The organism is Chitinophaga deserti, from assembly GCF_003149455.1.
In the GTDB taxonomy this organism is placed as follows: Bacteria; Bacteroidota; Bacteroidia; order Chitinophagales; family Chitinophagaceae; genus Chitinophaga; species Chitinophaga deserti.
This window is the reverse complement of sequence record NZ_QFFK01000003.1, coordinates 571,702-597,734: the sequence shown is the minus strand read 5'-3', so window position 1 is coordinate 597,734 and position 26,033 is coordinate 571,702. Positions and strand designations below refer to the sequence as shown.

At 50.1% G+C, this 26,033-nt stretch carries 16 protein-coding genes; 11 read left to right on the top strand and 5 right to left on the bottom strand.

Annotated elements, in window-relative coordinates; translation table 11 throughout:
- Nucleotides 1-146 precede the first annotated feature (146 nt).
- Nucleotides 147-1,835, bottom strand: a complete 1,689-nt coding sequence (locus tag DEV76_RS09630) for an ATP-binding response regulator (protein WP_109697661.1) — start codon at nucleotides 1,833-1,835, stop codon at nucleotides 147-149.
- A gap of 72 nt (nucleotides 1,836-1,907) precedes the next feature.
- Complete coding sequence (locus DEV76_RS09625; RefSeq protein ID WP_109697660.1) at nucleotides 1,908-2,807, bottom strand: rhomboid family intramembrane serine protease; 900 nt, start codon at nucleotides 2,805-2,807, stop codon at nucleotides 1,908-1,910.
- Between the two features lie 185 nt (nucleotides 2,808-2,992).
- On the opposite strand from DEV76_RS09625, the gene rpsA reads away from it, so the two are divergent.
- The 5 genes from rpsA (at nucleotide 2,993) to DEV76_RS09600 (ending at nucleotide 14,042) form a co-directional block, all read left to right on the top strand.
- Nucleotides 2,993-4,891, top strand: coding sequence for a 30S ribosomal protein S1 (rpsA, locus tag DEV76_RS09620; protein WP_109697659.1), 1,899 nt, complete (start codon nucleotides 2,993-2,995; stop codon nucleotides 4,889-4,891).
- 1,041 nt (nucleotides 4,892-5,932) lie between these two features.
- Nucleotides 5,933-9,112 (top strand): SusC/RagA family TonB-linked outer membrane protein, encoded by a 3,180-nt coding sequence (locus DEV76_RS09615; protein ID WP_109697658.1) that lies wholly within the window; start codon nucleotides 5,933-5,935, stop codon nucleotides 9,110-9,112.
- A gap of 15 nt (nucleotides 9,113-9,127) precedes the next feature.
- Complete coding sequence (locus DEV76_RS09610) at nucleotides 9,128-10,663, top strand: SusD/RagB family nutrient-binding outer membrane lipoprotein (protein WP_198652000.1); 1,536 nt, start codon at nucleotides 9,128-9,130, stop codon at nucleotides 10,661-10,663.
- Between the two features lie 290 nt (nucleotides 10,664-10,953).
- Nucleotides 10,954-13,380, top strand: coding sequence for a TonB-dependent receptor (locus DEV76_RS09605; RefSeq protein ID WP_109697656.1), 2,427 nt, complete (start codon nucleotides 10,954-10,956; stop codon nucleotides 13,378-13,380).
- Between the two features lie 200 nt (nucleotides 13,381-13,580).
- The gene (locus DEV76_RS09600) at nucleotides 13,581-14,042 is read left to right on the top strand and encodes a hypothetical protein (protein WP_109697655.1); all 462 of its coding nucleotides are present in this window, start codon (nucleotides 13,581-13,583) and stop codon (nucleotides 14,040-14,042) included.
- 402 nt (nucleotides 14,043-14,444) lie between these two features.
- On the opposite strand, the gene hxpB is transcribed toward DEV76_RS09600, so the two are convergent.
- Entirely contained in the window at nucleotides 14,445-15,104 is a 660-nt protein-coding gene (gene hxpB / locus DEV76_RS09590; protein WP_109697653.1) for a hexitol phosphatase HxpB, read from the bottom strand.
- 1,148 nt (nucleotides 15,105-16,252) lie between these two features.
- On the opposite strand from hxpB, the gene DEV76_RS09585 reads away from it, so the two are divergent.
- The 3 genes from DEV76_RS09585 to DEV76_RS09575 are packed head-to-tail and all read left to right on the top strand — an operon-like array spanning nucleotide 16,253 to nucleotide 19,779.
- Complete coding sequence (locus DEV76_RS09585; protein WP_109697652.1) at nucleotides 16,253-18,370, top strand: HEPN domain-containing protein; 2,118 nt, start codon at nucleotides 16,253-16,255, stop codon at nucleotides 18,368-18,370.
- Nucleotides 18,371-18,400: 30 nt separating this feature from the next.
- On the top strand, nucleotides 18,401-19,177 hold the full coding sequence (gene cobA, locus DEV76_RS09580; protein WP_109697651.1) for a uroporphyrinogen-III C-methyltransferase: 777 nt from the start codon (nucleotides 18,401-18,403) through the stop codon (nucleotides 19,175-19,177).
- A 17-nt stretch (nucleotides 19,178-19,194) separates the two neighbouring features.
- Nucleotides 19,195-19,779 carry a precorrin-2 dehydrogenase/sirohydrochlorin ferrochelatase family protein gene (locus DEV76_RS09575; RefSeq protein ID WP_109697650.1) on the top strand — a complete coding sequence of 195 codons (585 nt, stop codon included), beginning with the start codon at nucleotides 19,195-19,197 and terminating at the stop codon, nucleotides 19,777-19,779.
- A 54-nt stretch (nucleotides 19,780-19,833) separates the two neighbouring features.
- Here DEV76_RS09575 and DEV76_RS09570 read toward each other — a convergent pair whose 3' ends face one another.
- Entirely contained in the window at nucleotides 19,834-20,451 is a 618-nt protein-coding gene (locus tag DEV76_RS09570; RefSeq protein WP_109697649.1) for a DUF4386 domain-containing protein, read from the bottom strand.
- Between the two features lie 94 nt (nucleotides 20,452-20,545).
- Nucleotides 20,546-21,067: an acyl-CoA thioesterase gene (locus tag DEV76_RS09565; RefSeq protein WP_109697648.1), complete on the bottom strand. Its 522-nt coding sequence runs from the start codon at nucleotides 21,065-21,067 to the stop codon at nucleotides 20,546-20,548.
- A 292-nt stretch (nucleotides 21,068-21,359) separates the two neighbouring features.
- Between DEV76_RS09565 and DEV76_RS09560 the strand changes: the two genes are divergently transcribed.
- From DEV76_RS09560 to DEV76_RS09550, 3 genes are all read left to right on the top strand, one after another.
- Nucleotides 21,360-23,015 carry a CTP synthase gene (locus DEV76_RS09560; RefSeq protein WP_109697647.1) on the top strand — a complete coding sequence of 552 codons (1,656 nt, stop codon included), beginning with the start codon at nucleotides 21,360-21,362 and terminating at the stop codon, nucleotides 23,013-23,015.
- A gap of 119 nt (nucleotides 23,016-23,134) precedes the next feature.
- On the top strand, nucleotides 23,135-24,976 hold the full coding sequence (gene yidC, locus DEV76_RS09555) for a membrane protein insertase YidC (RefSeq protein ID WP_109697646.1): 1,842 nt from the start codon (nucleotides 23,135-23,137) through the stop codon (nucleotides 24,974-24,976).
- Nucleotides 24,977-25,035: 59 nt separating this feature from the next.
- The gene (locus DEV76_RS09550; protein WP_109697645.1) at nucleotides 25,036-25,959 is read left to right on the top strand and encodes a M20/M25/M40 family metallo-hydrolase; all 924 of its coding nucleotides are present in this window, start codon (nucleotides 25,036-25,038) and stop codon (nucleotides 25,957-25,959) included.
- Nucleotides 25,960-26,033 lie beyond the last annotated feature (74 nt).

The following is a 26,033-nucleotide window of genomic DNA, read 5'->3' as shown; positions in this document are numbered from 1 at the left end:
GATTCAGGAGGGAAGGCCTGTATCTTGTTGGGGCTGCTGATAAGTGCATGGGTTTAACCGTCCGTTGCCATGGCAGCAGATGAAAATTGGATTTTACGTTTACTGATAAATGATCTGAAGTAAGGTCCCGGTTCTCCGGGGCTTTTTTATTTCAGGCAGGCCTGGAGGGTTTGCTGCAGCATACCGAAGCTGATGGGTTTCTGGAGGAAGGCGGTGGCGCCGGCATCCATGAGCAGCTGGCGGGTGGAATGGTATGCATCGGCCGTGGCCATGATAACGGGGATATGTTTGAGGCTCGCTTCTTCCCTTACTTTTTCCAGCACTTCTTTCCCATCCATAACGGGCATGTGGTAATCGAGGATGATGACGTCGGGCGTGGCATGTGCTGCCTGGCGGAGTGCTTCCAGTCCGTTTACCGCCATGGATACCCTGCAGCCCATACGGCGCAGGAATTTAGCGAGGAGCAGGTTGTTCATGTCATTATCGTCTGCGATGAGCACATGGAGGTTCAGAGCTTCGTCTGCCGTTCCGGAATCGGGCAGGAGGCTGGGCGTGGTGCCGGGGGCAGTTGTGATGAGGGGGAGGGAAACGATGAAGGTGGTGCGCTCGCCCGGCTGGTTTTCCACATTAATGCGGCCACCCATGGAAAGGGTTTTGGCACGGGTGATGAACAGTCCTAGGCCGGTACCTTCCACCTGGAGGTTGCCCTGCGTAACGAATGGCTCAAACACATGCTCCAGTTGCTCATCGGTGATACCCGGCCCTGCGTTGCTGACGCGGATCTCCCAGCGGTCGCCCGCGCGGCGTACCAGCACGCCTACTTCACTGTTGCGGTCCGCAAACTGAATGGCATGGGCCAGCAGGTTGCCGGTGATAACATGCAGCTTGGCGGGGTCTGCTGAAATGAAGGGCGGCATATTTTCCACACTCAGGCGGAGAGACATGCTGCTGTATTGCGCGATCACGGCATGGAGCTGAACGATCTGGGAAAAGAACGGGAATACTTCGATGGAACATGCCTGTGAGGCATCGTGCCTGCCGGATTCACTGCGGGCGAGTTGAAGTACGTTGCCAAGGATATTATCGGCACTGTTACCCGCTGCCAGCAAATGGTCGGTTAATGCGGCAATACGCCGGGCATCGGGTTTAAAGGTGAGTTCCCTTTTGATAAGCTGCCCTGCCAGCATAACGGCATTGAGCGGTGTACGCAGCTCGTGGGTGATCTGGTAAAGGAAGATGCGGCGGAAATCGCTGCTGCGGACATAATGTTTGCCCGTTAATACGATCAGGGTAAGCATACCGGCCATGGAGCACCAGCGGAAGATGGCCGCGGTTTGGGGATCCAGGTAAATGAACTGGCCGATATGGAAGTAATGCCCTGCTTCGAGGGTAATGAGTACGGCAACGGCGGTAAGGAGGCAGAAGCGGCGGATGCGGGGCTTTTTAAAAATAAGGAAGGTGACAGCGATAAGGAAAACAACCATGAGCTGCAGGAGCAACACATCGCCCAAAGCAAGCCCGAAATACAGTACGGCGGAACATTGATTGAGGAAGGTGACGAGTGCGGCGGTGGTATGGCGGTTGGTGTAATTTAAATATAAAGGAAGAGCGGCAATGATGCATTCCGCAAGGGCAGGATATACGATGTAGGGGTTGCCGGTCAGCAAATAAAAGAAAGGACCTATCAATAGCACGAGCAGGCTAAGTGCTACGCTAAGGCTGTTGACTAACACGACGCTCTGGATGGCGGCTTCATCATGCAGGCCTCTGGTCCCCGTTTTTATTATCGTTTTTATCAGTTTGCCGGCCGATCGGACCATCGTCTGAACGGACATGGGACAACGGGATTTTTATTACCGGAATGTACGTATCTCCCGGGAACTACTGGTTAATCGGATGTTAAACGGTTACTTTTCGTTGCTGTACTGGCGGAGCCACTGCTTTTCTTCGGTGGTAAGACTATTATACCCTTTTTCCGAGATCTTATCCAGCAGCTGATCGAGCCGGGAGGCATGGGATGCGTCTGACGGGTTGCGGACAACGCGGAGGGGTGATTTTTTAGGTTTGAAGGACCGGGAGGGGGAGCTTTTGCTGCGGCTGAAGAGATTATTGAGATTATCGAACAGTTTCATGAGGGGGGCGCAAAGGTCGGTGCCGGAGGATTTGAGGATGCGGATGTATCCGAAGCCGAAGAGGGCGCCGCCGAAGTGGGCGAGGATGCCACCGACGTTGCCTTCGGGAACGGTAATAAGGTTAATGACCAGTACTGCGATAGCGAGCCATTTCAGTTTTACATGCCCTACGAGGATGCCGATTTCCATATTGGGCATAAGGGTGGCGCTGGCGATGAGGAATGCCATGGTGGCGCCCGATGCACCGATCATGGGGCCGCCGAGGTAGGGGGATTGCGGGAAGATGTTATAGGCGGCAACGTAGAGTAATCCCCCGAAGATGCCGGCAAGGAGGTAGAGGGGGAGTACGCGGCGGTTACCCAGTTCTGAACGGAAGAGGTTGCCGAACCAGAAGAAGGTCAGCATATTGAAGAGAATATGTATCCAGTGAACGTGGAAGAACATGTAGGTGATAAGCCCCCATGGTTTGTAAAGCAGGGTACCGTCTACATGCAGGGACAGGTTATTAACCATGAAATTGAAGGCCGGGGTGGCGAAGGGAGTGCCGAAGAAGGCGAACAGCCGTACTATGCTGACGATGAGGAATACGGCTATGTTAATGATCATCAGATGGTTAACCGTATTTTCCTGTTTCAGCCAGTATTTAATGTCCGCTTTGAATGTAGATCCGTTCATACCGGAAAATTAAGGAAAAAAAATGCTCGCCGGCCTTTCCCACAGCCAATTTTCCATTTTTTGGGAAGAAACGGATAATTGGGCATTGTATACATAAAGCCCTCATTTTCAATAACACTTTTGACCAAATAAAGTTGCCTCAAAGGGAGATTTATCGTATCTTTGCCCCCTTAAAACTTTATATTTTGGAAGAAAACAACATTATTAACGAACAAAACGCTGAGCAACAGGCTCCTGCAGCTGCGGCTGTGGCAGAAACAGCGACAAAAAAGGCCCCTGTTGTGGAAACCGCCCACGATGATTTCGACTGGAGCGTGGACAAACGTAACGTAACATCTTATTCTGCTGAAGAAAAAGCGAAATATGATGCTACTTACGACGGTACCTTCAAAGTGTTCGACGAGAACAGCCTGCTGATGGGTACTATCGTTGGTATGACCAAAACCGACGTGGTGATCAACATCGGATTCAAATCCGACGGTTTGATTTCCTTCAACGAATTCCGTGACCTTCCCGGCCTGAAAATCGGCGACGAAGTGGAAGTACTGGTAGTTGAGAAAGAAGACCGCGATGGCAACCTGCACCTGAGCCGCAAACAAGCGCGCATGCAACGTGCATGGGAACGTATCGTGGAAGTTTACAAAACCGGCGAAGTGGTTACTGGTACTGTTACCAGCAAAACCAAAGGCGGCCTGATCGTGGACGTTTACGGTATGGAAACATTCCTGCCGGGTTCTCAGATCGACGTGAAACCTGTTACCGATTACGACCAGTTCGTGGGCAAAACCATGGAATTCAAGGTTGTGAAAGTGAACGAGGCTATCCGCAACGCAGTGGTTTCTCACAAAGCGCTCATCGAATCCGATATCGAGCAGCAGCGTGTTGACATCATTAGCAAACTGGAAAAAGGCCAGGTGCTGGAAGGTACTATCAAGAACATCACCGATTTCGGTGCGTTCATCGACCTGGGCGGTCTGGACGGTCTGCTGTATATCACCGATATCAGCTGGGGCCGCATCAGCCATCCGAGCGAAGTACTGCAGATGGACCAGAAGATCAACGTGGTTGTTCTCGACTTCGACGACGAGAAGAAACGTATCTCCCTGGGTTACAAACAACTGACTCCCCATCCTTGGGATACCCTGCCTGCTACTATCTCCGAAGGAGCCAAAGTAAAAGGCAAAGTGGTAAACATCGAAGATTACGGTGCATTCCTGGAAATCCTCCCCGGTGTGGAAGGCCTGGTACACGTATCCGAGATCTCCTGGGCTTCTACCCCCATCAACGCGAAAGAATTCTTCAAATTGGGCGAAGAATACGAAGCAGTGGTGGTTACCCTCAGCAAAGACGAGCGTAAAATGTCGCTCTCTATCAAACAACTGACCGAAGATCCCTGGTCTACTATCGAAACCAAATTCCCGCTCGAAAGCCGTCATAAAGGTATCGTGAAAAACATCACTCCCTATGGCGTATTCGTAGAACTGGAAACCGGTATCGGCGGTATGATCCACATCTCCGACCTCAGCTGGATCAAACGCTTCAACCACCCCTCCGAGTACACGAAAGTGGGCAGCGAGATCGAAGTAGTAATCCTCGGTATCGATAAGGACAACCGTAAGCTCTCCCTCGGTCACAAACAGATCGAAGAAGATCCCTGGAACACCTTCGAAACCATCTTCCCGATCGGTTCTATCCACGAGGGTACCGTAGTGAAGAAAGATGACAAAGGCGCTACCGTGCAACTGCAATACGGCCTGGAAGCTTACGCTCCCGCCCGTCACCTGCGCACCGAAGATGAAAAACCAATCGCTGTTGAAGACGTGAAAGAATTCCAGATCATCGAATTCGATCGCAACGAAAAACGCATTCTGGTTTCTCATACCAAGGTTTGGGAACAAGTGAAAGCCGAAGAAAAAGATGCTATCATCAAAGAAAAACGTGCTGACGCTGAAAAAACCCGCAAGACTGTGAAAAACATCCAGTCTAAGGTAGAAAAAGCCACCCTGGGCGACCTGGGCGCGCTTGCTGAACTCAGAGAAAAACTGAAACAATCCGAAGGCGGCGAAGAAAAGAAAGCCGAGTAGTAGAATTGTTCTCATAAGATAAAATCCCTCCGGTGTATGCCGGAGGGATTTTTTTATACCCGCAACCTAACAGCAACTGCCCCTTACCACATTTCCTCATCCCCCTTCTATCAAGTCCATCCCCGTTCACCCTACATTCGGAATACCCGTCTTCCCACCTCCAAACCAGTCCTTCCTGACCCGCAGATTCCCGTCCTTCTATATCCATATCCGTCCCCGTTTCCCGGTTCCACGCATCCCTGCACTTCCCCCGCAAACCCGGAATTCCCGGCTGCCCCGTGAATACAACTGGGTAGCGTTATGTATATAGTAAGTGTACAAGTATGTATAGCCGCATATAAACCGTAGTTAATCCGGGGATAAGCCGGGGATAAGCCGCCTCTATATAGGGGCGGCTTATGGGCGGGATATGGGCGGCTTATAGGCGGCTTAAGGGCGGCTTATCTCCCCTGTATGTTCGGGTTAAATGTGCTTTAGCCCTGCATTTACCTGGTAGGGGCATGCATTACAGATGCCTCCAAAATCTTGACAAATGAGAAGGGATGTTGATAACAATTCCTGCTCAGGGAGAAGAGAATCAGGATGAGGTACTGAACCTGTAACCTTCAGGCCCTGACTTTTTACCCCAGGAGAACCTCTTCTGCGGAGTACAGCCTGTGGGCCCGATAGCATTACCCGCAATACGGGTTTATAATAAGAAAGCGACCTATACCGGGCCGTATTAAATAATAGGGGAGGCTCCAATCAGGAAGGAGGTCAGCGGATGTAGCAATGCGTGTACAGCTCAGGAGGTGATGACAATAACAAAATACCGTAAGGATTACTTACCAAATAGTGGTTTGCGATACATTCCGGACGCTAATCTTTCCAAAAGATGATTGCACAAATCCCGGGTGCTACAATTTTCTCCAGCGTGAAACCCACTGCCAACAGCCGTTTTAACTTATCTATATGCCCTATAACTAAAATTTATTAGGTTTTTCTTAACACATCCAATACCTTCGCACCCTATATAGTCTATAAAATTAATAGGGTAAAAACATGTCAAATTTATACAAGCTTACCCTGCTTATGCTGCTAACGAGCCTGACTACATTCGCACAAAGCAGGAAGATCTCCGGAAAAGTGAGTTCCGGTGATGGCCAGCCCCTCCCAGGGGTAACCGTTTTTATCGCTGGTACCTCCTCCGGCACCATGTCGGCTTCTGACGGTACTTACAGCTTATCCATCCCCGATACCGCCACCGCCGTATCGTTCCGCCTCATAGGCATGGAAACGGTGGTGCTGCCTATAGATGGAAGAAGCGTTATCAACGCCACTTTACACACGGCCGATAAACAACTCCAGGAAGTAGTGGTTACCGCACTGGGTATTTCGCGCGCCAAAAAAGCACTTGGGTACTCCGTACAGGAAGTGAAGAGCGCAGAGTTGCAAACCCGTCCTACCAACGCCATTGGCGCCCTTTCCGGTAAAGTGGCAGGCCTGCAGGTGATCTCCGTTGGCGGCAACATGGGCGGCTCCAATCGCGTTCTCCTTCGTGGTATCAACTCCATCTCCGGTAATAACCAGCCCCTCTTCGTGATCGACGGTATCACCATCGATAACTCCGATATGAACACCCGCACCACCGCTCAGGGTTCTGCCGGTAAGGATGTGGGCAACACCATCCAGGATCTGAACCCGGATGATATTGAGTCGGTGAACGTACTGAAAGGTCCTGCTGCTGCGGCACTCTACGGCACCCGCGCAGCCAACGGTGTTATCGTTATCACCACCAAAAAAGGTAAAGAAGGCAAGGGCCTAGATGTTACCATCAACTCCGGCGTGGAACTGGAGCGCGTGGTACGCCTCCCCGAACGCCAGAAGCTCTACGGTGGTGGTAAAGCCAACACTTTCCAGACGGCCACCATCAACGGTAAAACCTATAACCTCGTGGATTACGGTATGGACGAAAGCTGGGGCCCCAAGCTCGACGGCACTCCCGTATTGCACTGGTACAACCTCGATCCTGAGTTTCAGGCCGATTACCTGAACCCACAGCCCTGGGTATATCCCGAGCATGATGCAACCGACTTCTTCCGCACCGGCATCGCCACCACCAACAACGTGGCCGTGAGCGGCGGTAACGATAAGCAGACATTCCGCCTCTCATATACCAACAAACTGGTTCGCGGTACTGCTCCCAATTCAAAACTCCATCGTAACACCATCAATTTCTCCGGTTCCAACCGCTTCGGGAAATTCCTCGCAACAGGTAATTTCAACTATGTGAAGAACCAGAGCACAGGGCGGCCCTGGACCGGCGCCACCAACCGTGGCATTATGCTGGAAGCTTTCCAGTGGGGCCAGGTACAGGTGGATTATGATAAGCTGCGCGACTACAAACGTGCCGATGGTACTCCCCGTGCATGGAACCGCAACACCTGGGAGAATACTTCCGCAGGGCGTGCTACCAAATACATCGATAACCCCTTCTGGTCGGCCTACGAAAGCTATCTCGAAGAGAACCGCGACCGCTTTTACGGTAACGTAGGGCTGAACTACGAAGTAAACAGCTGGCTGAACCTCAGTTCCAAAGTGAATGCTGACCTGTATGGCTACGATTACCAGGACCGTATCGCCGTGTATTCCCGCTCACAGAGCAACTACATCGAATACAACAATAAATTCAGCGAGTTCAACTACGAGTTTCTCGCCAATGCAAATAAACGCTGGAATGATCTGTCGCTTTCCGCTTACGCAGGTGGTATCATCATGAACCAGAAGCGTACTATTTCCAACGCTACCACACAGGGCGGCCTTATCATCCCCCTGTATTACAACCTCAAGAACGCAAACAGCGTATTGATAGAATCGAACCGTTATCACAAAAGCATTTACTCGCTTTTCGGTAGCGTATCGCTGGGTTATAAGAACCTCCTCTTCCTCGATGGTACCATCCGGAACGACTGGAGTTCTACCCTTCCGCTGGATAAAAACTCCTTCGCCTACCCATCCGTATCATCCAGCTTCATCGTCAGTGAGCTGGAGGGTATCAAGAACGCATCCTGGCTCGATCTGTTGAAGGTTCGCCTCAGCTGGGCGCAGGTGGGTAATGATACAGACCCTTACCAGTTACAGCAGGTGTATGAAGCGGTGCAGTCGTTTAACGGCAACCCCGGTTATAAACTCCCCTCCGTACTGGCCAACAGCCGCCTGAAACCGGAGATCACTTCCTCACTGGAAGCAGGTGTGAGCTTCAGGATTCTGAAGAACAGACTGGGCCTGGATGTTACGGCATATACCAACGACAGCCGCAACCAGATCATCAACATCCCCACATCTACCGCATTCGGATACGACAGTAAGTTCATTAACGCAGGTAAGATCAATAACAAAGGCCTCGAAGTAACACTTACCGGGGTACCCATTAGCACCAAAGATTTTAACTGGGATGTGAACCTCAACTGGTCATCCAACAAGAACGAAGTGGTAGAGCTTACCCAGGGCGTTACCAGCTTCCCCATCAACGATGCCAACAGCCTTATTGCGCTGGTAGCACGTGAAGGAGAATCTTTCGGTCAGCTGATGGGCTATGATTTCGTGTACGATGCACAGGGTAATAAAGTGATTGCAGCCAACGGCGGTTACCTGCGTACAGAGCAGATGCGCCCCCTTGGAAGCGTACTTCCCAAGTGGCAGTTTGGTATCGGTAACCATTTCACTTACAAACGTTTTGATGCAGGCTTCCTGATCGACGGGCGCGTAGGTGGCAAGGTTTTCTCCCAGACTTACAGCGTAGGTGTTCGTACCGGTGTGCTGAAAGAATCTGCAGAGAACGGTATCCGCGAAAACGGGCTTGTGCTTGACGGCGTGAACGGTAATGTTACTTTCAATGCCGATGGCAGCTACACCGTTTCCAATACCAAAACCAACACCACCAGTATTTCCGCAGAGAACTGGGCGCTGGGTTATTCCAATGGTCCAACCACGCAAAGCATCTTCGATGCTACATACGTGAAGCTCCGTGAGATCACTGCAGGGTATACCATTCCTTTCCGCAATAAAACAATACAGCAGGTGCGTGTATCCGGCTACGGCCGTAACCTCTGGAACATTTACCAGCAGAACCGCAGTGTGGATCCCGAGCTTACCAGCAGCAGCGGAAACATTCAGGGCATCGAAGGGGGCAACATCCCGGTGCCGGCCACTTTTGGCGTAAACGTACAGGTGAAATTCTGATAAACCGACATGAACATGAAACAACTTACTTTTCTGAAATATACATTCGCCGCCATTGCCGCACTTTTGCTGGCAGCCTGCAGCGACGACAAGTTCAGGGATATCAATACCGATCCCAACCGTCCGGCCGATGTGCCTACGACGACTATTATTTCCGTAGCGCAGAAGCAGCTGGTAGACGCACTTCGCGGTTCCAACGCCAACTTCCGTGGCAGCATGCTGTTTGCACAGTACTTTTCCCAGAACCAGTACACGAACGAATCGCGGTATGACATCGGGCGTACCAATGCCGATGGCATCTGGGATAATACCTACAAGGCTCTGAACAACCTGGAGCAGATCATCCGCCTGAATACGGATCCTTTGACGAAAGAAAAAGTATCCGGAACGGTAGGGCCGAACGAGAACCAGATCGCCATTGCGCGTATTCTGAAATCGTTCGCTTTCCTTTCGCTGACAGATGTGTTTGGAGATATTCCTTACAGCTCCTACGGAAATACTGATCCTGATTTTCAGGCGCTGAAGATCAACCCGGAGATTCTGAAACCGAAATACGCATCTCAGGAAAAGATCTACCAGGATATCCTGAAAGAGCTGAAGGAAGCAGCAGCACAGCTGACAACCGCGAATACCTTCGCCGCTTATGACGGGATTTACAAAGGAAATACCGCACTCTGGAAGAAGTTTGCCAACTCACTGCGCCTCCGTGTGGCAGTACGCATCCGTGCCAAGCTGCCCCAGGTGGCAGTAGCACATATACAGGAAGCGATTGCCGGCGGGCTGATCACTACCAATGCAGAGAACGCCACCCTGAAATATGAGAACAAATCTCCCAATGAGGCGCCGCTGTTCCGTAATACGGTTACAGAAAACCGCCGCGACTTTTCGGTATCACACATCCTGATCAATGTATTGAAAGGACAGGTGGGACCGTTTACCGCAGCCGATCCCCGTTTGGCAGTGTATGCCCGCGTAAATAACAAAGGCGAGTACCGTGGCCAGCCTTATGGACTGCTGCCATCGGTAGCCAGTATCCTGAAGGCGGAAGATATCAGCTTGCCGGGAACCCTGGTGAACGCAGCCGATTATACGGAAGTGCTGATAGAGCTGGCGGAAGTGAATTTCCTGCTGAGCGAGGTGCGCAACTGGAGCCAGGCGGATTATGTGGCAGGGGTGCGTGCTTCCCTTGAAAAATGGGGCATAACCGGCGCTGCAGCAGACACTTATGTGAATGCCTTGCCGGCAGCCAGCCAGGCCAACGTATTATCCCAGAAGTACCTGGCGCTGTATATGCAGGGGATTGAAGCATGGTCTGAGATCCGCCGAACAGGGTACCCTGCATGGCTGATTAAACCAGGAGACGTGGTTTGGGCCGATGTACCCAGCGGTGAGCAGGATGCTTCTAAGTTTGTGCCCCTCGTAGGTACCGGCATCCCGGCACGGCTGTACTATCCGCAGAAAGAGCAGGCCGTGAACCTGGATAACTACCGTGCAGCGATTGGCGCACAGGGTGGAGACAACCTGGCTACTAAAGTTTGGTGGAATAAATAAAACCAGCCATAATTATTTTAAGATGGAGAAAGGCATCCCGGAAGGGGTGCCTTTCTGTTGTTTGTATAATCCTTCATCGTAATCGGATCGGGAATTGTCATGTAATTGTTTGATGGTTATTTTTCCCGATTGCGTAAATAGAATTCCTTTTTCGACGCTGTGCACCGGTGATCATGTGGCAACTTTGCGGCGGATTGGAGCACTGGTAAAGGTCATTTTTGTTCTCCAGTAACAGGCTTAATACTGCCGGTGTTTCTCTCCACCAATTTTTGCGATATCAATTAAAGACGATGAAACAATTTTTCTACTTAATTATACTAATGATCGGGTGCGCCAACGTGGCAAAGGCTGAAGAGCTGGCACCCGGTGATATAACCGGTATTGTGTATACGAACGATGGCCAGCCGGCTCCTATGGTGACCGTGCTGCTCAAAGGCAAGAACCGTGGGGATATGACCAACGAGAAAGGGGAGTTCACCATCCGCCGCGTGCAGGCTGGAACCTATACCCTACAGGTTTCCCTTATAGGTTTCGAAACATCAGAACAAACCGTAACTGTAGTAGCCAGCCAGACGGCCGATGTGAAAATCGATCTGAAATTATCCAATACCCAGCTCAGCGAAGTAATCGTAAAAGGCATCCAGCTGAAAGGGAAGCGCGAAAGCGATCATATTGCCCGCCTGCCTATCAAGAACCTGGAGAACCCGCAGGTGTATAACACCGTGGGCCTTGAGCTGATGAAAGAGCAGGTAGTTACCAATTTCGATGACGCACTCCGCAATGCTCCCGGCGTTAGCAGGCTGTGGACTTCCACCGGCCGTCCGAACGACGGAGCAGGATATTTCTCCATGCGCGGCTTTGCTGTACAGCCTTCCATGATCAATGGTATTGCGGGTATTTCCAACGGCTCCATTGATCCGGCAAACATCGAACATATCGAAACCATTAAAGGCCCCTCCGGAACTTTATTCGGCAGCAGCCTCATCTCTTTCGGCGGTCTGATCAATATCGTCACCAAAAAGCCGTATGACCATTTTGGCGGTGAAGTATCTTATACCGGCGGCAGCTACGATCTGCACCGTATTACTGCAGATATCAATGCTCCGCTGAACGCCGGCAAGTCGGTACTCTTCCGCCTGAATGCGGCATACCATCATGAAAACTCTTTCCAGGATGCGGGCTTCCGCAAGTCGGTATTCGTGGCTCCCAGCTTTACATTCAATCTGAGTGACAGGCTGAGCATTGATCTGAATGCAGAGATTTACAACGGAGAAGCTACCAACCCGCTGATGATATTCCTGAACAGAACGCGCCAGCTGAAATTCCGTACACCGGATGAACTGGGGATCGACTTCAACCGTTCCTTCACCAGCAACGATATTTCTTACCATACCCCCACCAATAACTTTTACGGTCAGGTAAAGTATAAGCTCTCAGGCAAATGGACTTCCCAGACCAACCTTTCTTATAGTCACCGTAAAAGCGATGGATATTACCAGTACGTGATGTTCCTGGATCAGGGAGTTACCAAACCGAACGATACACTCCTCAGCCGGTTTGTATATACTCAGAACTCTACTACAGAGGCTACCGGTATCCAGCAGAACTTCATTGGTGATTTCAAGATCGGATCCATGCGTAACCGCGTAGTGTTTGGTCTCGACTTCCTCAGCATTCAATCCAGAGCCGATAACTCACCTTATAACCGCTTCGATTCCGTATCGTCTGTGAATCTGAACGATCCCCGTTACCACCAGCTGAACCGGGAGTCGGTAGATGCAAGTCTTGCTAAGCTGAGCAGCGGCTTCACCCGTAACAAGCAATCGCAATACACCTATAGTGCTTATGTTTCCGATGTACTCAACATCACGGATCAGCTGATTGCCATGGCCAGCGTACGTGTGGATTACTTCGACAGCAAAGGCACACTGGACTTTATTTCCAATAAAAGAACAGGTAACTATAACCAGTTCGCTGTATCTCCCAAGTTCGGACTTGTTTACCAGGTGGTGAAAGACCAGGTGAGCCTGTTTGCCAACTACATGAACGGATTCAAGAACGTAGCTCCCAAAACCCAGCCACTGCCCGAACTGGATGGTAACTTCAAACCCCAGCAGGCTAACCAGTACGAAGGCGGTGTGAAACTGAACATGCTGAAGAACAAACTGAACTTCACCCTCAGCTATTATGATCTGAAGGTGAATAACCTTGCGCTCCCCGCCAGCATTATCAAAGAAGGTGTAACCTATAATTATGAAGTACAGGAAGGTACCCAGCGCAGCCGTGGTATCGAGGCAGATCTGAATACTTCACCTGTTAGTGGACTGAATATCATTTTCGGTTACGGATATAATAAAAGCGAGCTGGTGAAAGCGAATGCATTTACAGTAGGCCGCAGGCCGGTAAGTGCGGGTCCTGAGCACCTGGCTAACTTCTGGGCCAGCTATTCTTTACAGGGTGGAATGTTGAAAGGACTTGGTTTTGGTGCGGGTGGTAACTATGCCAGCGAGAACGTGATTACCAACGATTCCCGTACGGGCATCTTCACGCTTCCGGCTTACACGGTGTTCAATGCTTCTGCATTTTACACCTGGAAAGCATTCAGGCTGGCACTGAAAGTGGATAACATAGCCGATAAGGAATATTTCGGTGGCTGGACGACCGTAGAAAAACAAATGCCCCGTCGCGTGTCGGGCAACCTTACTTACAGGTTCTAGTTGATAGGTAACGATAATTGAAAAGGGCACCTCGGAGAGAGGTGCCCTTTTCTGTTTTTAGCATATTGACATCCTTTTTCTCATAGTGCGATGGTATATATTCCACCATTGAAAATGAACAGTTTGAACAGGGAAAAACAGGCGAAAGAAAAATTTTTCAGTTTGGTTTTTATTTAGATTGCCGGCATAAAATCAATGAAATGTTTACTGAAATTATTGAACCACTTCAATGGCGGCCAGGGCCTGCAGCTAAAAGGCGGAAGTTAAGTAATCTGCTTTTGCGCATTAAGATTGAGATGTTCGGAAAAGAGGCTCTACAGCCTGATTTTATTGTCGGAAAGGATGTACGTGAGATGAATATGAAATTGATCCGTGAGCTTATCCGTAGGATGCTTTCCCGGCATAATTCCTTCATAGAGAAGGTTTACCAGCCGGAGGAAGGTTCACTTTCGTTTTACATTCAAAATGTGTCTGATGCATTTGAATATAGATTAGCATTAAGTTCTTTGCTGGGTGACTATGAGATGCTGGATGTTGCAGAGCGCTATCCTGTTAGTTTCCAGTATGTGCCTTGTGAAATCAAGGAGAAATATGAGAATGAAAATTGGCCGATAATTTATAAACACACTGATGCAGGAATATATAAGACAGGCAAGGCATAATTTACGTTTGTATGCTGATTTGTGCAATAAACACCCGGATGAGTATGATGATTGGAAGATTACCCTGTTGTTTTATACGGCGCTACATTGGGTCAGAGCATTAGCAGACAAGAGGCAGATCTACATCGGGAAATCACATGCAGAAATAGAACGAAGTTGTAACCCTAAACTATGTGGTGCAATGCCTATTAACACAAAAGCCTGGGAGCACTATCATGATTTGCATAAAGGCAGCCAGGTTGCGAGGTATAAGGGCATTATAGACATTGAGAGTTTTCGAAAAGAGCAGAGAATAAATCTTGCTAACTGTAAACCTGGAATTGAATATCTCCGCAAATACATCCAGGGGCGGGGTATCGAACTCTGATACTGCCCGCCGTTTCTTATCCAAACTTTATGTTACTACATGGAGAGCTTCTCCAGTTCCGCTTCTCCAAATGCGAGGAGTGAGGGGAGCTGCATGTCTGCCAGTACGAAGCGCGGTTCGGTGCGTTTATGTGCTTCTGGAACTACCACTACTTTCATGCGCGCTGCTTTGGCGGCCGTCATGCCGGTAACGGAGTCCTCGAAAGCGAGGCAGTTGAGCGGATGGGTGTTAAGTTCGGCTGCGCAGGCGAGGTATACTGCCGGGTGGGGTTTGCCGTAAGCTTCAAACTCTGCGGAGGTTACGGCATCGAAGTAATCGCGGATGTGCAGATGATCCAGTACAGACTGGATGAGGCGCATGGGAGACGAAGAGGCGAGGCCTACACGGTAGTTGCGGGAGCGGAAGAAATCGAGGATATATTCGAGGCCTTCCATAGCCTGGCCATGACGGAGGATTTTAGCAGTAACGCTTTCGATGATCTCATCACTCACCTGCTCAGGACTTTTGGCGTCCCAACCGAAGTAATCATGCCAGTAACTGACAACTTCGCGGGTACGGAGGCCGGTAGTGAGGTGGGTGAGCTCGGGGGAGAGGGTTACGCCTACCGTGGAAAAGACTTCCCGCATCGCAACGCCCCAGAGGGGTTCGGAGTCAATAAGGAGTCCGTCCATGTCAAAAATCGCCGTCTGGATCATAAATAATGTCTCTTTTTGCGCCGCAAAGGTACGCGGTTTTTAGGGAATAGGGGAGGGAATTAGGCCGGTACTGGGTGGATGTTGGTGTATTATGTTGTAAATGAATTAATTAAGTAAGTGATGTAAAATGGAATGGGGCGGCTGGAGGCTATAGTCAATAACCAGATTCCAGATCCGGTTGCAGTTCCAGATGCAATTCGAAATTCAGTTCCATATCCTGAGTCTAATCCGTATCCTGGTGCCGTTGAAGTTGCTCCTGGTGTAACCGGATCCAGTTGCAGCTCCATATTCTGTTCCATATCCCGTGCCTGATCCGTATCCTGAGCTGTTTAATATACTGGTGCCATTGATATTGCTCCTGGTGCTACCTGATACCAGATCCTGTTTCCAATCCCGTGCCTTATCCATATCCATATCCAGAACCGTTTTTATTTCCTGATGCCGTTGAGGTTGCACCTGGTGTAACCTGTTCCATATCCCATGCCTGGTCCGAATGCTGAGCTGTTTAATATACCGGTGCCATTGATGTTGCTCCTGGTGCTACCTGTTACCAGATCCTGTTCCCAATCCCGTGCCTTATCCATATCCATTTCCTGAGCCGTTTTTATTTCCTGGTGCCATTGATGCCCCCTGGTTTAACTGCAGTGGGGCTGAAATCCAGTTAATCTGCGCAATTCCTGCCGGGAGACAGCAGTGGCAAGGCCCTTTCCCCCATAAATAATAGTTATGACCCATAACCGGAGGATTACAGCCCCGATTGCTGCTGCTGAGCTCAATCCCGCCGTAGCAGCGTGCGACGCAACGGCTGACCGGCCAGCGGACTACCCCTGACCCCCTACCTGTTAGATATTTTCTAAAAACACCCTGCCTTTTTTATGAAAAAAAGTTTTGCGTTGTGAGGGTGGACGGCTACCTTTGTATTACTCTACAAATTCTATAGGAATATGGGTTATGAAATAACAAAGGTGATGATGCATATGTGCGGGTGCTGTTGGGGAAACTCAACAGACTAGGGCGGAGCGCTTACATAGGAAATATCTGTTTACAGACACATACTACAAGCCTCCTTTGTTCAGGAGGCTTTTGTTTTTCCGGCACGGCGCCGCCAATGTTATGAATACCATTTTATCACGCGCAACTCTTTAAACATGCAAAGTTTCAGAACCGAACTGGAAAATCCGATCGTAGAAAAGGACATCATTGAGCTGGAGCAGAAGATCAGACTCTACCGCGAAGGCAAAATGACGGACGAAAAATTCCGCTCCCTCCGCCTGGCCCGTGGCGTATACGGCCAGCGCCAGCAAGGTGTGCAGATGGTCCGTATAAAGCTCCCTTATGGTAAAATGTCTCTCCAGCAATGGAAACGCATTTCCGATATCTCCGACGAATATTCCACCGGTAACCTGCACCTTACCACCCGGCAGGATATCCAGATACACTTCGTGTCGCTGGACCGCACCCCTGAACTGTGGGCTAAACTGGAGCTTGATGATATTACCCTACGCGAAGCTTGCGGTAATACCGTACGTAACATCACAGCGTCAGACACTGCAGGCATCGATCCTAACGAGCCTTTTGATGTTACGCCTTACGCAGATGCCGCGTTCCGTTACTTCCTCCGCAACCCCATCTGCCAGGATATGGGCCGTAAATTCAAAATGGCCTTCTCCTCCAGTGAAAAAGATACGGCACTCACCTTCATGCACGACCTCGGTGCCATCCCCAAGATCCGCATCGTAGACGGTAAGGAAGTGCGTGGATTTAAAATCCTCGTAGGCGGTGGCCTTGGTGCCCAGCCTTATCTGGCAAAAGTGGCCTTCGAGTTCCTGGAAACGGATCAGCTCATTCCTTATATCGAGAGCCTCCTCCGCGTATTCGACCGCCATGGCGAAAGATCTTCCCGCCACAAGGCCCGTCTGAAATTCCTCATCCAGAAAATAGGTATCGAAGAATTTGAGCGCCTCGTGAAAGAGGAACATAAAGCCCTCAAATCCAAGACTTTCCCGATAGATTATGCCGCTTTCCCGGAAACAGTGCCTCCTGCTGCCAATCCCGAACTGCCGGCATTCACTATCCGTGATCCCAAAGCCTTCGAAGCCTGGAAAAGAACCAACACCTTCGAGCAAAAGCAGTCGGGCTACTTTGGCGCATACATCCGGGTTCCCCTCGGCAATATCAGCTCAGTAACCTCCCGCGCCCTGTTAGAAAAACTGGCTCCTGTGGTGGCAGATGATGTTCGCGTAACCGTGAACCAGGGCCTGTTGCTGAAATTCATCCGTGCAGAGCATCTGGGTTATGTTTACCACCTGTTGGAAGAAAATAACCTTCAGGCAGCCGGTTTCGACTCTGTGGCCGACATTACCGCCTGCCCCGGCACCGATACCTGCAACCTCGGGATTTCAAGCTCCACAGGTATTGCCGCGGCACTGGAAGATGTGATCCGTGACGAATTCCCCGATCTGATCTATAACAACGATATCAAAATCAAAATATCCGGCTGTATGAACTCCTGCGGCCAGCACGGGCTTGCCCACATCGGCTTCCATGGCTCCTCCCTGAAGAGTGGTGGCCGGGTACTCCCTGCACTCCAGGTACTCCTCGGAGGCGGCATAGTAGGTGATGGTGAAGGCCGTGTATCTGACAAAGTATTGAAAGTACCCAGCCGTAAAGGTCCGGATGTACTTCGCGCCCTGCTGCACGATTATGAATCCAACCGCCAGTCTAACGAGCTGTTTAACGAATACTACGACCGTAATGGTGAGAAGTACTTCTATGAACTGCTGAAGCCTTTGGCAGATCTTACCGCGCTGAGCGATGGTGACTTCATCGACTGGGGACAGGCAGAAACATTCTCTACTGCCATTGGGGTAGGTGAGTGCGCCGGTGTAATGATCGACCTGATTGCCACCCTGTTGTTTGAAGCGGAAGAGAAACTGGACTGGGCTGCACAATCGTTCGCGAAAAACGCCTGGGCTGATGGAATTTATCATTCCTACGCCTGCCTCATCCAAACAGCCAAGAGCATCCTGCTCGACGAAAACGTGAACTGTAACACGCAGCACGGCATCATCAATGACTTCGACAAGCATTTCGTGGAAACCGGCAAGCTTCCTGTAGAAGGAACTTTCCGCGCCCTGGTACTGCAGATCAATCAGCACGAGCCCACAGAAAGCTTCGCAAAACAATATTTCCAACAGGCCAAAGCGTTTTACGACCGCGCGCAGCAGTATCGCACTGCCCGCCAGTCTGCCGCCGCCAATGCCTAATCATCAACCACCATTCTTAAAAACACGATCATGCAAACATTACATCCGAAAGTGACACTGGTAGGCGCCGGTCCCGGCGATCCGGAACTGATCACGGTGAAAGGGCTGAAGGCCATTCAACAGGCACGGGTGATCCTCTACGATGCGCTCTCCAACAACGAACTGCTGGACCATGCTCCGCAGAATTGCCTCAAACGCTTTGTAGGTAAACGCGCCGGTATGCATGTATACACCCAGGCGGAAATCAACCGCATGATCGTGAAATACGCTCTCACCTACGGTAGCGTGGTAAGACTGAAAGGAGGCGACTCCTTCGTGTTTGGACGTGGACAGGAAGAACTTGCCGCAGCACAGCAATATGGTATCGAAACCGAAGTAATTCCCGGTATCAGCAGCGCCATATCCGTGCCCGGGGTCAATAAAATACCCGTTACCGCGCGCAACGTGAGCGAAGGCTTCTGGGTGATCACGGGCACTACGCAGGACGGCAAGCTGAGCCGCGACCTGGAATTCGCTATCCAGGCCGATACCACGGTAGTAATACTCATGGGTATGAGCAAACTCTCCGAAATCGCTGCTGTATATGAAGCGAAAGGAAGAGGGGATGTTCCTGCTGCAATCATTCAGAACGGTACCCTGCCCGACCAGAAAGTAGGTGTGGGCAATGCTGCTAACCTGGCAGCCATTGCGGAAGAACAGGACCTGCGCAACCCGGCTATTATCGTTATCGGTGAAGTGGTTCGCTTCCACGAAGCGTTCCAGGCACTGCAAACGAAACTGGCAGACGACTATAAACTCGCCGTATAATTTTTTAACTTGTAGTCATGGAGCAAAACCATCTTTTCCCCATTTTTCTTAAACTCGACCAGCTGCAGGTTCTTGTAGTAGGCGGAGGAAACGTGGGCTGCGAGAAAGTGGGCGCTATCCTGAATAACTGTCCGAATGCAAGGGTGACTGTTGTGGCTACCTGGTTTGCCCCTGAAATGGCCGGTATTGTTGAAGGTTACTCCAACATTACACTGGTGGAGAAAGCTTTTTCCTGCGGGGATATTTTTGGGAAAGACCTGGTAATAGCCGCCACGGCCGATAAGGAACTGAACCACTGCATCTGGGAAAAAGCCAAAGCGGCCAAGGTACTGGTAAATGTTGCGGATACCCCTGCGCTGTGTGACTTTTATCTGAGCTCCGTAGTACAGAAAGGGAATCTGAAAATCGCTATCAGTACCAACGGTAAATCGCCCACCATTGCCAAAAGACTCAAAGAAGTGTTGAATGAAGCCATTCCTGAAGGACTGGAATCAGTTTTGCACCACCTGCACGCCATCCGCGACCGTTTGAAAGGAGACTTTTCCGAGAAAGTACGGAAGCTGAACGAACTGACCAGCGTGTTGGTGGGCAAAGGTGAATAAATTTATATCAGATTGATCCAATATAAGAGGAGCGTGGCAGCACGCTCCTTTTTTTTATGCAGTTTGCCTGCGCACGCCTATAATAAGGAGCCAAAGGCAGCTGCCGATCTCTCCGATGGTGGCAGGCAGCGTCAGATAACCTGCAACCGGGAGGTTCCCGAAATCCGGGATCATCAGCAGACCGGTAAACCTGGTGATGTACCCGATGCATCCAAGAATCAGGAAGTAACCCAGTACCCGCGGCAGCAACCGGCTTTTGATGACCAGCAATCCGAATGGCAGGAGCCATAACCCCCAGAAGATGGATACAATCCGGAGGCCGTAGCTGTACATTTCAAGGTGGTGTTTCACATTACCTCCATTCAGGAGGGCAAAGCGGTGTTGCAGGTTAACAAGGGCTATGGGAACGCTTACCACCGCCAGGATCACCATCAGGCGGGATAGTGGTTCATTAAAAGGGCTGAAAATGCGGTAAAGTATGAGGGGGAGCAGCAGGAAGGCCAGATAGCAGATGATGCTGGATAGAATGCCCCAGCGGAGGAGGATGTTGTTTTCATATGTACCGGATGCTTCCAGTTGTGAAGGGATATAGCCAAGGGAAAGGATGCCGGTTATCACTACGATCAGGTACAGGAAGCCGGCCAGGCGGGCATTGCTTTGGGTGTTTAACATAAAAAGATGATTATATGCTTAAATATAACGTAAACACGTAATAGAAAGGGCCGCCCGGTTGGGCGGCCCTTCAACTATTTTTCAGACTGGATAATTATGCTTCGGTAAAAAGTGCCTTCAGCTCGTTCGCGTCTGCAGGTTTCATTTTACCACCCAGGATGAGGCGGAGCTGTCGGCGGCGGAGGGCGCCTTCGTACAGTTTCTTCTCATCTTCCGACTCGGCGATGATTTGCGGAACGGGGCGTGATTTGCCATTGGGGTCAAGGGCTACGAAGGTCATGAACGCTTCGTTGGACTTGTACCGGTATTGCATCACGGGATCTTCCCCCCAAACCTTCATATGTACCTCTATGGAAGTAGTGAAAGCGCGGGTGACGATGGCCTCTATATGCACCACATTGCCCAGTTTAATGGGATTTTCGAAGGAAATATTGTCTACGGAGGCAGTTACTACCGGAGCGGCGCAATGTTTCATGCAGGCCAGGGCAGCGGCAATGTCCATCCAGTACATCAGGCGGCCACCCATCAGGTTACCGAAAGTGTTGGTATCGTTGGGCAATACCAGTTCGGTCATCTGAATGAGGGATTCATGGGCCTTTTTAGGCATCAAAGTCATAATGGAACGAATTTCAGGGGGCAAAATTACGGGAATGCTTTGACAATTCCCGGGGCATGCTGTGGAAGAAGGTTTGGGCGCAGCTCCCGGCGGGAAATTTTTGAAACTAGCCATGGTGGATGGTTTGCGGGCGGTTTTTAAGGCTCCTGAGAAAATTCGGTTTGGGAGGGTAGCAAATTTGTGTAACTTTGCATGACCTTACGGAAGTAATTTACTTGACAGGATACCACCATTACAGTCCCGGCATCACTTCCCTCTTTGGTCAAGTAAAAGAATCAGGAACTTAGTTTTTATGGCAAAATATATCTTCGTTACGGGAGGTGTTACTTCCTCATTGGGTAAAGGAATTATCGCTGCATCCCTTGCTAAATTATTGCAGGCACGTGGCTTTAAAGTGACAATTCAGAAATTTGATCCGTATATCAATGTGGATCCGGGAACATTAAACCCTTACGAGCACGGCGAGTGCTTTGTAACTGAAGATGGCGCAGAAACAGACCTTGACCTTGGTCACTACGAGCGTTTCCTTAATACGCCCACCTCTCAGGCCAACAACGTTACCACGGGCCGTATTTACCAGACTGTTATCAACAAAGAGCGCGAAGGCGCATACCTGGGTAAAACCGTTCAGGTAATCCCTCACATTACTGACGAAATCAAACGCCGCATTCTCCTGCTGGGGAAAGACAATAAATATGATATTGTAATCACCGAGCTGGGTGGAACCGTGGGCGACATTGAGTCACTGCCCTACGTAGAGGCAGTTCGCCAGTTGCAATGGGAACTGGGAGAAGAAGATTGCCTGGTAATTCACCTCACCCTCATCCCTTACCTCCGTGCGGCAAAAGAGCTTAAAACCAAGCCTACGCAGCACTCTGTAAGACTGCTCAGTGAAAATGGCGTTCATCCGGACATCATCGTATGCCGTACCGAAGAACCTATGTACCGTGAGCTGAAGAAGAAAATCGCGCTTTTCTGTAATGTACAGGTAGATGCGGTGATCGAGGCTAACGACGTGGGAACCATCTACGAAGTACCCCTGGAAATGATGCGGGAAAAACTCGACGTCATCACCCTTAAGAAACTGAACCTCCCCGTTGAGAAAGAGCCTGAGCTCACCAAATGGCGCGAGTTCCTCGATAAACTGAAGTATCCCAAAACCAAAGTAACCATCGGTCTCATCGGTAAATACGTGGAATTGCAGGATGCTTATAAATCCATTCTTGAATCATTCATTCATGCCGGTGCGGTAAATGAATGCAAGGTGATAGTGCAAAACATTCACTCTGAGCATATTACGCCCGATAACGTATGTGAGAAACTGAAAAACCTGGATGGCTTACTCGTAGCCCCCGGTTTCGGTCACCGCGGTATTGAAGGCAAAATCACGGCTATCCAGTATGCCCGTGAAAACAGTCTGCCTTTCTTCGGTATCTGCCTCGGCATGCAAATGGCCGTAGTGGAATACGCCCGTAACGTAATGGGCCTTCGTGAGGCACACTCTACCGAAATGAACCCGGAAACTCCTTATCCGGTGATCAACCTCATGGAAGAGCAGAAGAAAGTGACTAAAATGGGCGGTACTATGCGCCTTGGAGCTTATGCATGCGACCTGAAACCAGGCTCACAGGCTTCCGCCATCTATAACGGGGCAACCGCTATTTCTGAGCGCCACCGCCACCGTTATGAGTTTAATAACGACTTCCTCGACCAGTTTGAGAAAACAGGCCTGGTGGCTTCCGGTAAGAATCCGGAAACCGGACTTGTGGAAATGATCGAACTACCCGGTCATCCCTTCTTCGTGGGCGGCCAGTTCCACCCCGAGCTTAAATCCACCGTGGAAAGCCCGGCACCTCTCTTCGTTAGCTTTATTGCGGCTGCAAAAACCTATGCTGAATCCAGGAATGGAAAGGCTAAGCAGCAGGAAGAGAAAGTGGTACATGAATAAATTAATCTTGATGTAAGTACGATTTCTGTTAGCGGGATACTTTAACATTTCCGCTAACAGAAATCATGCATCATACCCGCCTTTATATTACCTTTGCTCCTTAAATTTTAATTTTCGACATGGATAGAAATTCGGTCATTGGTTTTGTGTTACTGGGCGCCCTACTTGTTGGGTACATCTGGTGGAACCAGAAAAGCTCGCAGGACGCAAAAATCGAAAAGGCCCGGCAGGATTCCATCGCTAACCTGAACAAGCCTAAAGCAGAACAAAGTAAGACTGTAGCGCTGGGAGACAGCTCTGCAGCCGTTGCTCCCCATGATTCTGCACGCCTCAGCAGCGAATACGGTCCCTTTACCCACGCGGCCACCGGCGCCGAAGCCACCACCATTCTGGAAAACAAACTGGTGAAAATCACTTTCACCAATAAAGGCGGCCAGCCTAAAGAAATCCAGCTGCTGGAATTCAAATCCTCTGCCGGCCAGCCTCTTATGCTGCAAAAAGGTTCGTTCAACCGTCAGGGTATTAAAGTGCCCCTGGCCAATAACCAATCGCTCAATACTGCAGATGTATTCTTTACCCCCGGTAACCTTGAAAAGCATCCTGATGGCAGCCAGTCTGTCAGCTACCGCCTTTCCACCAGCACCCCGGGTCAGTACATCGAGTATACCTATATGCTGAAAAACGACAGCTACCTTGTAGATTATACCATTAACCTGGTAGGTATGCAGAGTGTCCTGGGCAGCAAAAATGCCGAGCTTCAGTGGAACAGTCAGTCAGACCTCCAGGAGCACAGTATGGAACAGGAGCGCATGAACAACCAGATCCACTGGCGCGATGCTCAGAAAGACCATGACTACTTCACGCTGATGAACACCAGCGAGAAGAAGCTGGCCACTCCGCTGCAATGGGTAAGCTTCAAGCAGCAGTTCTTCAACACCACGCTCATCGCTAAAAAAGATAACTTCGCTTCTGCCGACATTCATTCGAAAGTACCGCAGAGCCCCAATATCGTTGGCCAGCAGATGACCACGCTCTTCATCCCGTACAATGGCGCCGCCAGCTATACCTTCCCCATCGAAGTGTATTACGGCCCCAATAAGTACAAGGCCCTCAAAGCCATGGATATTGAGCTGCAGAAGATCATCCCCCTCGGTACCGGTATTTTCGCTTTCGTGAAATATGTCAACATCTGGATCATCATCCCTGTGTTCGACTTCCTCGGTGGACTTACCTCCAACTACGGTCTGATCATCCTCCTGCTCACCATCTTCATCCGCCTCATCATTGCACCGTTCACTTACCAGAGCTATGTGTCGTCTGCCAAGATGAAAGTGCTGAAGCCTGAACTGGATGAACTGCGTGCCCGTTATAAAGACGATCAGCAGGCCTTTGGTATGGAACAGATGAAGCTTTTCCGCAGTGCCGGTGTGAACCCGCTCGGTGGATGTTTGCCTGCACTGTTGCAGCTGCCCATCCTTGTGGCGATGTACTCCTTCTTCCCCAGCTCCATCGAGCTGCGTCAGGAAAGCTTCCTGTGGGCGAATGACCTTAGCACATACGACTCTATCTATAACTTCGGTTTTGATATTCCGCTGTATGGCGATCACATTTCCCTGTTCACCATCCTGATGACGATCACGAGCCTTATCCTCGCGTTCTACAACAGGGGAATGGCCGACCAGAGCAATCCGGTGATGAAGTATATGCCTTACGTATTCCCGATCATGCTGTTGGGTATCTTCAACAAAATGGCCGCGGCACTCACGTACTATTACTTCCTGAGCAACGTGATCTCGATCCTGCTGCAATGGGTAATTCAGACGTTTATCATCAACCACGATAAGATCCATGCACAGATCCAGGCGAATAAATCCAAACCCCAGTCGAAGTCCAAATGGGCGGAAAAACTGGAGGATATGCAGAAGCGCCAGGCTGAAATGCAGAAAACACGCAAGAAATAATACAACCGTATAACACAAAAAGGCCTCGTTACAACGGGGCCTTTTTTATTTTTACCCGTATGAAGCAGATTGCTATATTGATTATCTGGCTGGCCGCAGCAGGAGCCGCCACCGCACAAGAAACCACCCCTTCACCTGAGCGCATTAAAGCAACGGTTGGTTACCTGGCTTCGGATAAGCTGAAAGGCCGTGGTACCGAAACAAAAGGAGGGGAGAAAGCAGCGAAGTATGTGGAGAAACAGTTCCGCAGCATTGGACTTAAACCCGCCATCGGAGGACAGTATTATCAGCACTTCGTATTTGCACGCGGCAATCATTACAATCTGCGCAGCAAGAACGTGATTGGTTTCATCGACAACGGTGCTGCCCGCACTGTGATCATTGGTGCACACTACGACCATCTGGGGCATGGCGAACTGTTTAACGGCCGCTATCCGAATGAGATTCATAATGGCGCCGACGATAATGCTTCCGGCGTTGCCGGGCTGCTGGAACTGGCCAGGCATTACCAGGGTAATGAAGTGAAGGAGCCTTTTAACTTCCTGTTCATCGCTTTTGGTGGTGAAGAGCTGGGGCTGCATGGCTCGAAGTATTACACCCGTTACCCCATTGATTCATTGGGCAAGGCACATTTCATGCTGAACATGGATATGATTGGCAGGTACGATCCCAAACGCGGTGTTGGCATTGGAGGATATGGTACGGCAGAAGAATGGCCGGCTATTTTTAAGGGTGTGCAGGATGGTGGCATTAAATTCTTCACAGACGGCTCAGGCAAGGGAGGCAGTGATCACCATAGCTTTTTCATAGCAGGCGTACCTGTTCTGTTCCTGCATACCGGCGGCCACGATGATTATCATAAGCCTACAGACGATACCCCTAAAGTGGATGCAGAAGCAGAAGCTGGTATTTTGAAAATAGCGATCCAGCTGATTGATAATTCCATGAAGTATAACCGGCTTACTTATGTGAAGCAGGATTAACCTGAACGGGCATCTTACTCATTGCATGAGCATGATAATAGTTTATATAAAAAAAGAGCGTGTATGTGAATACA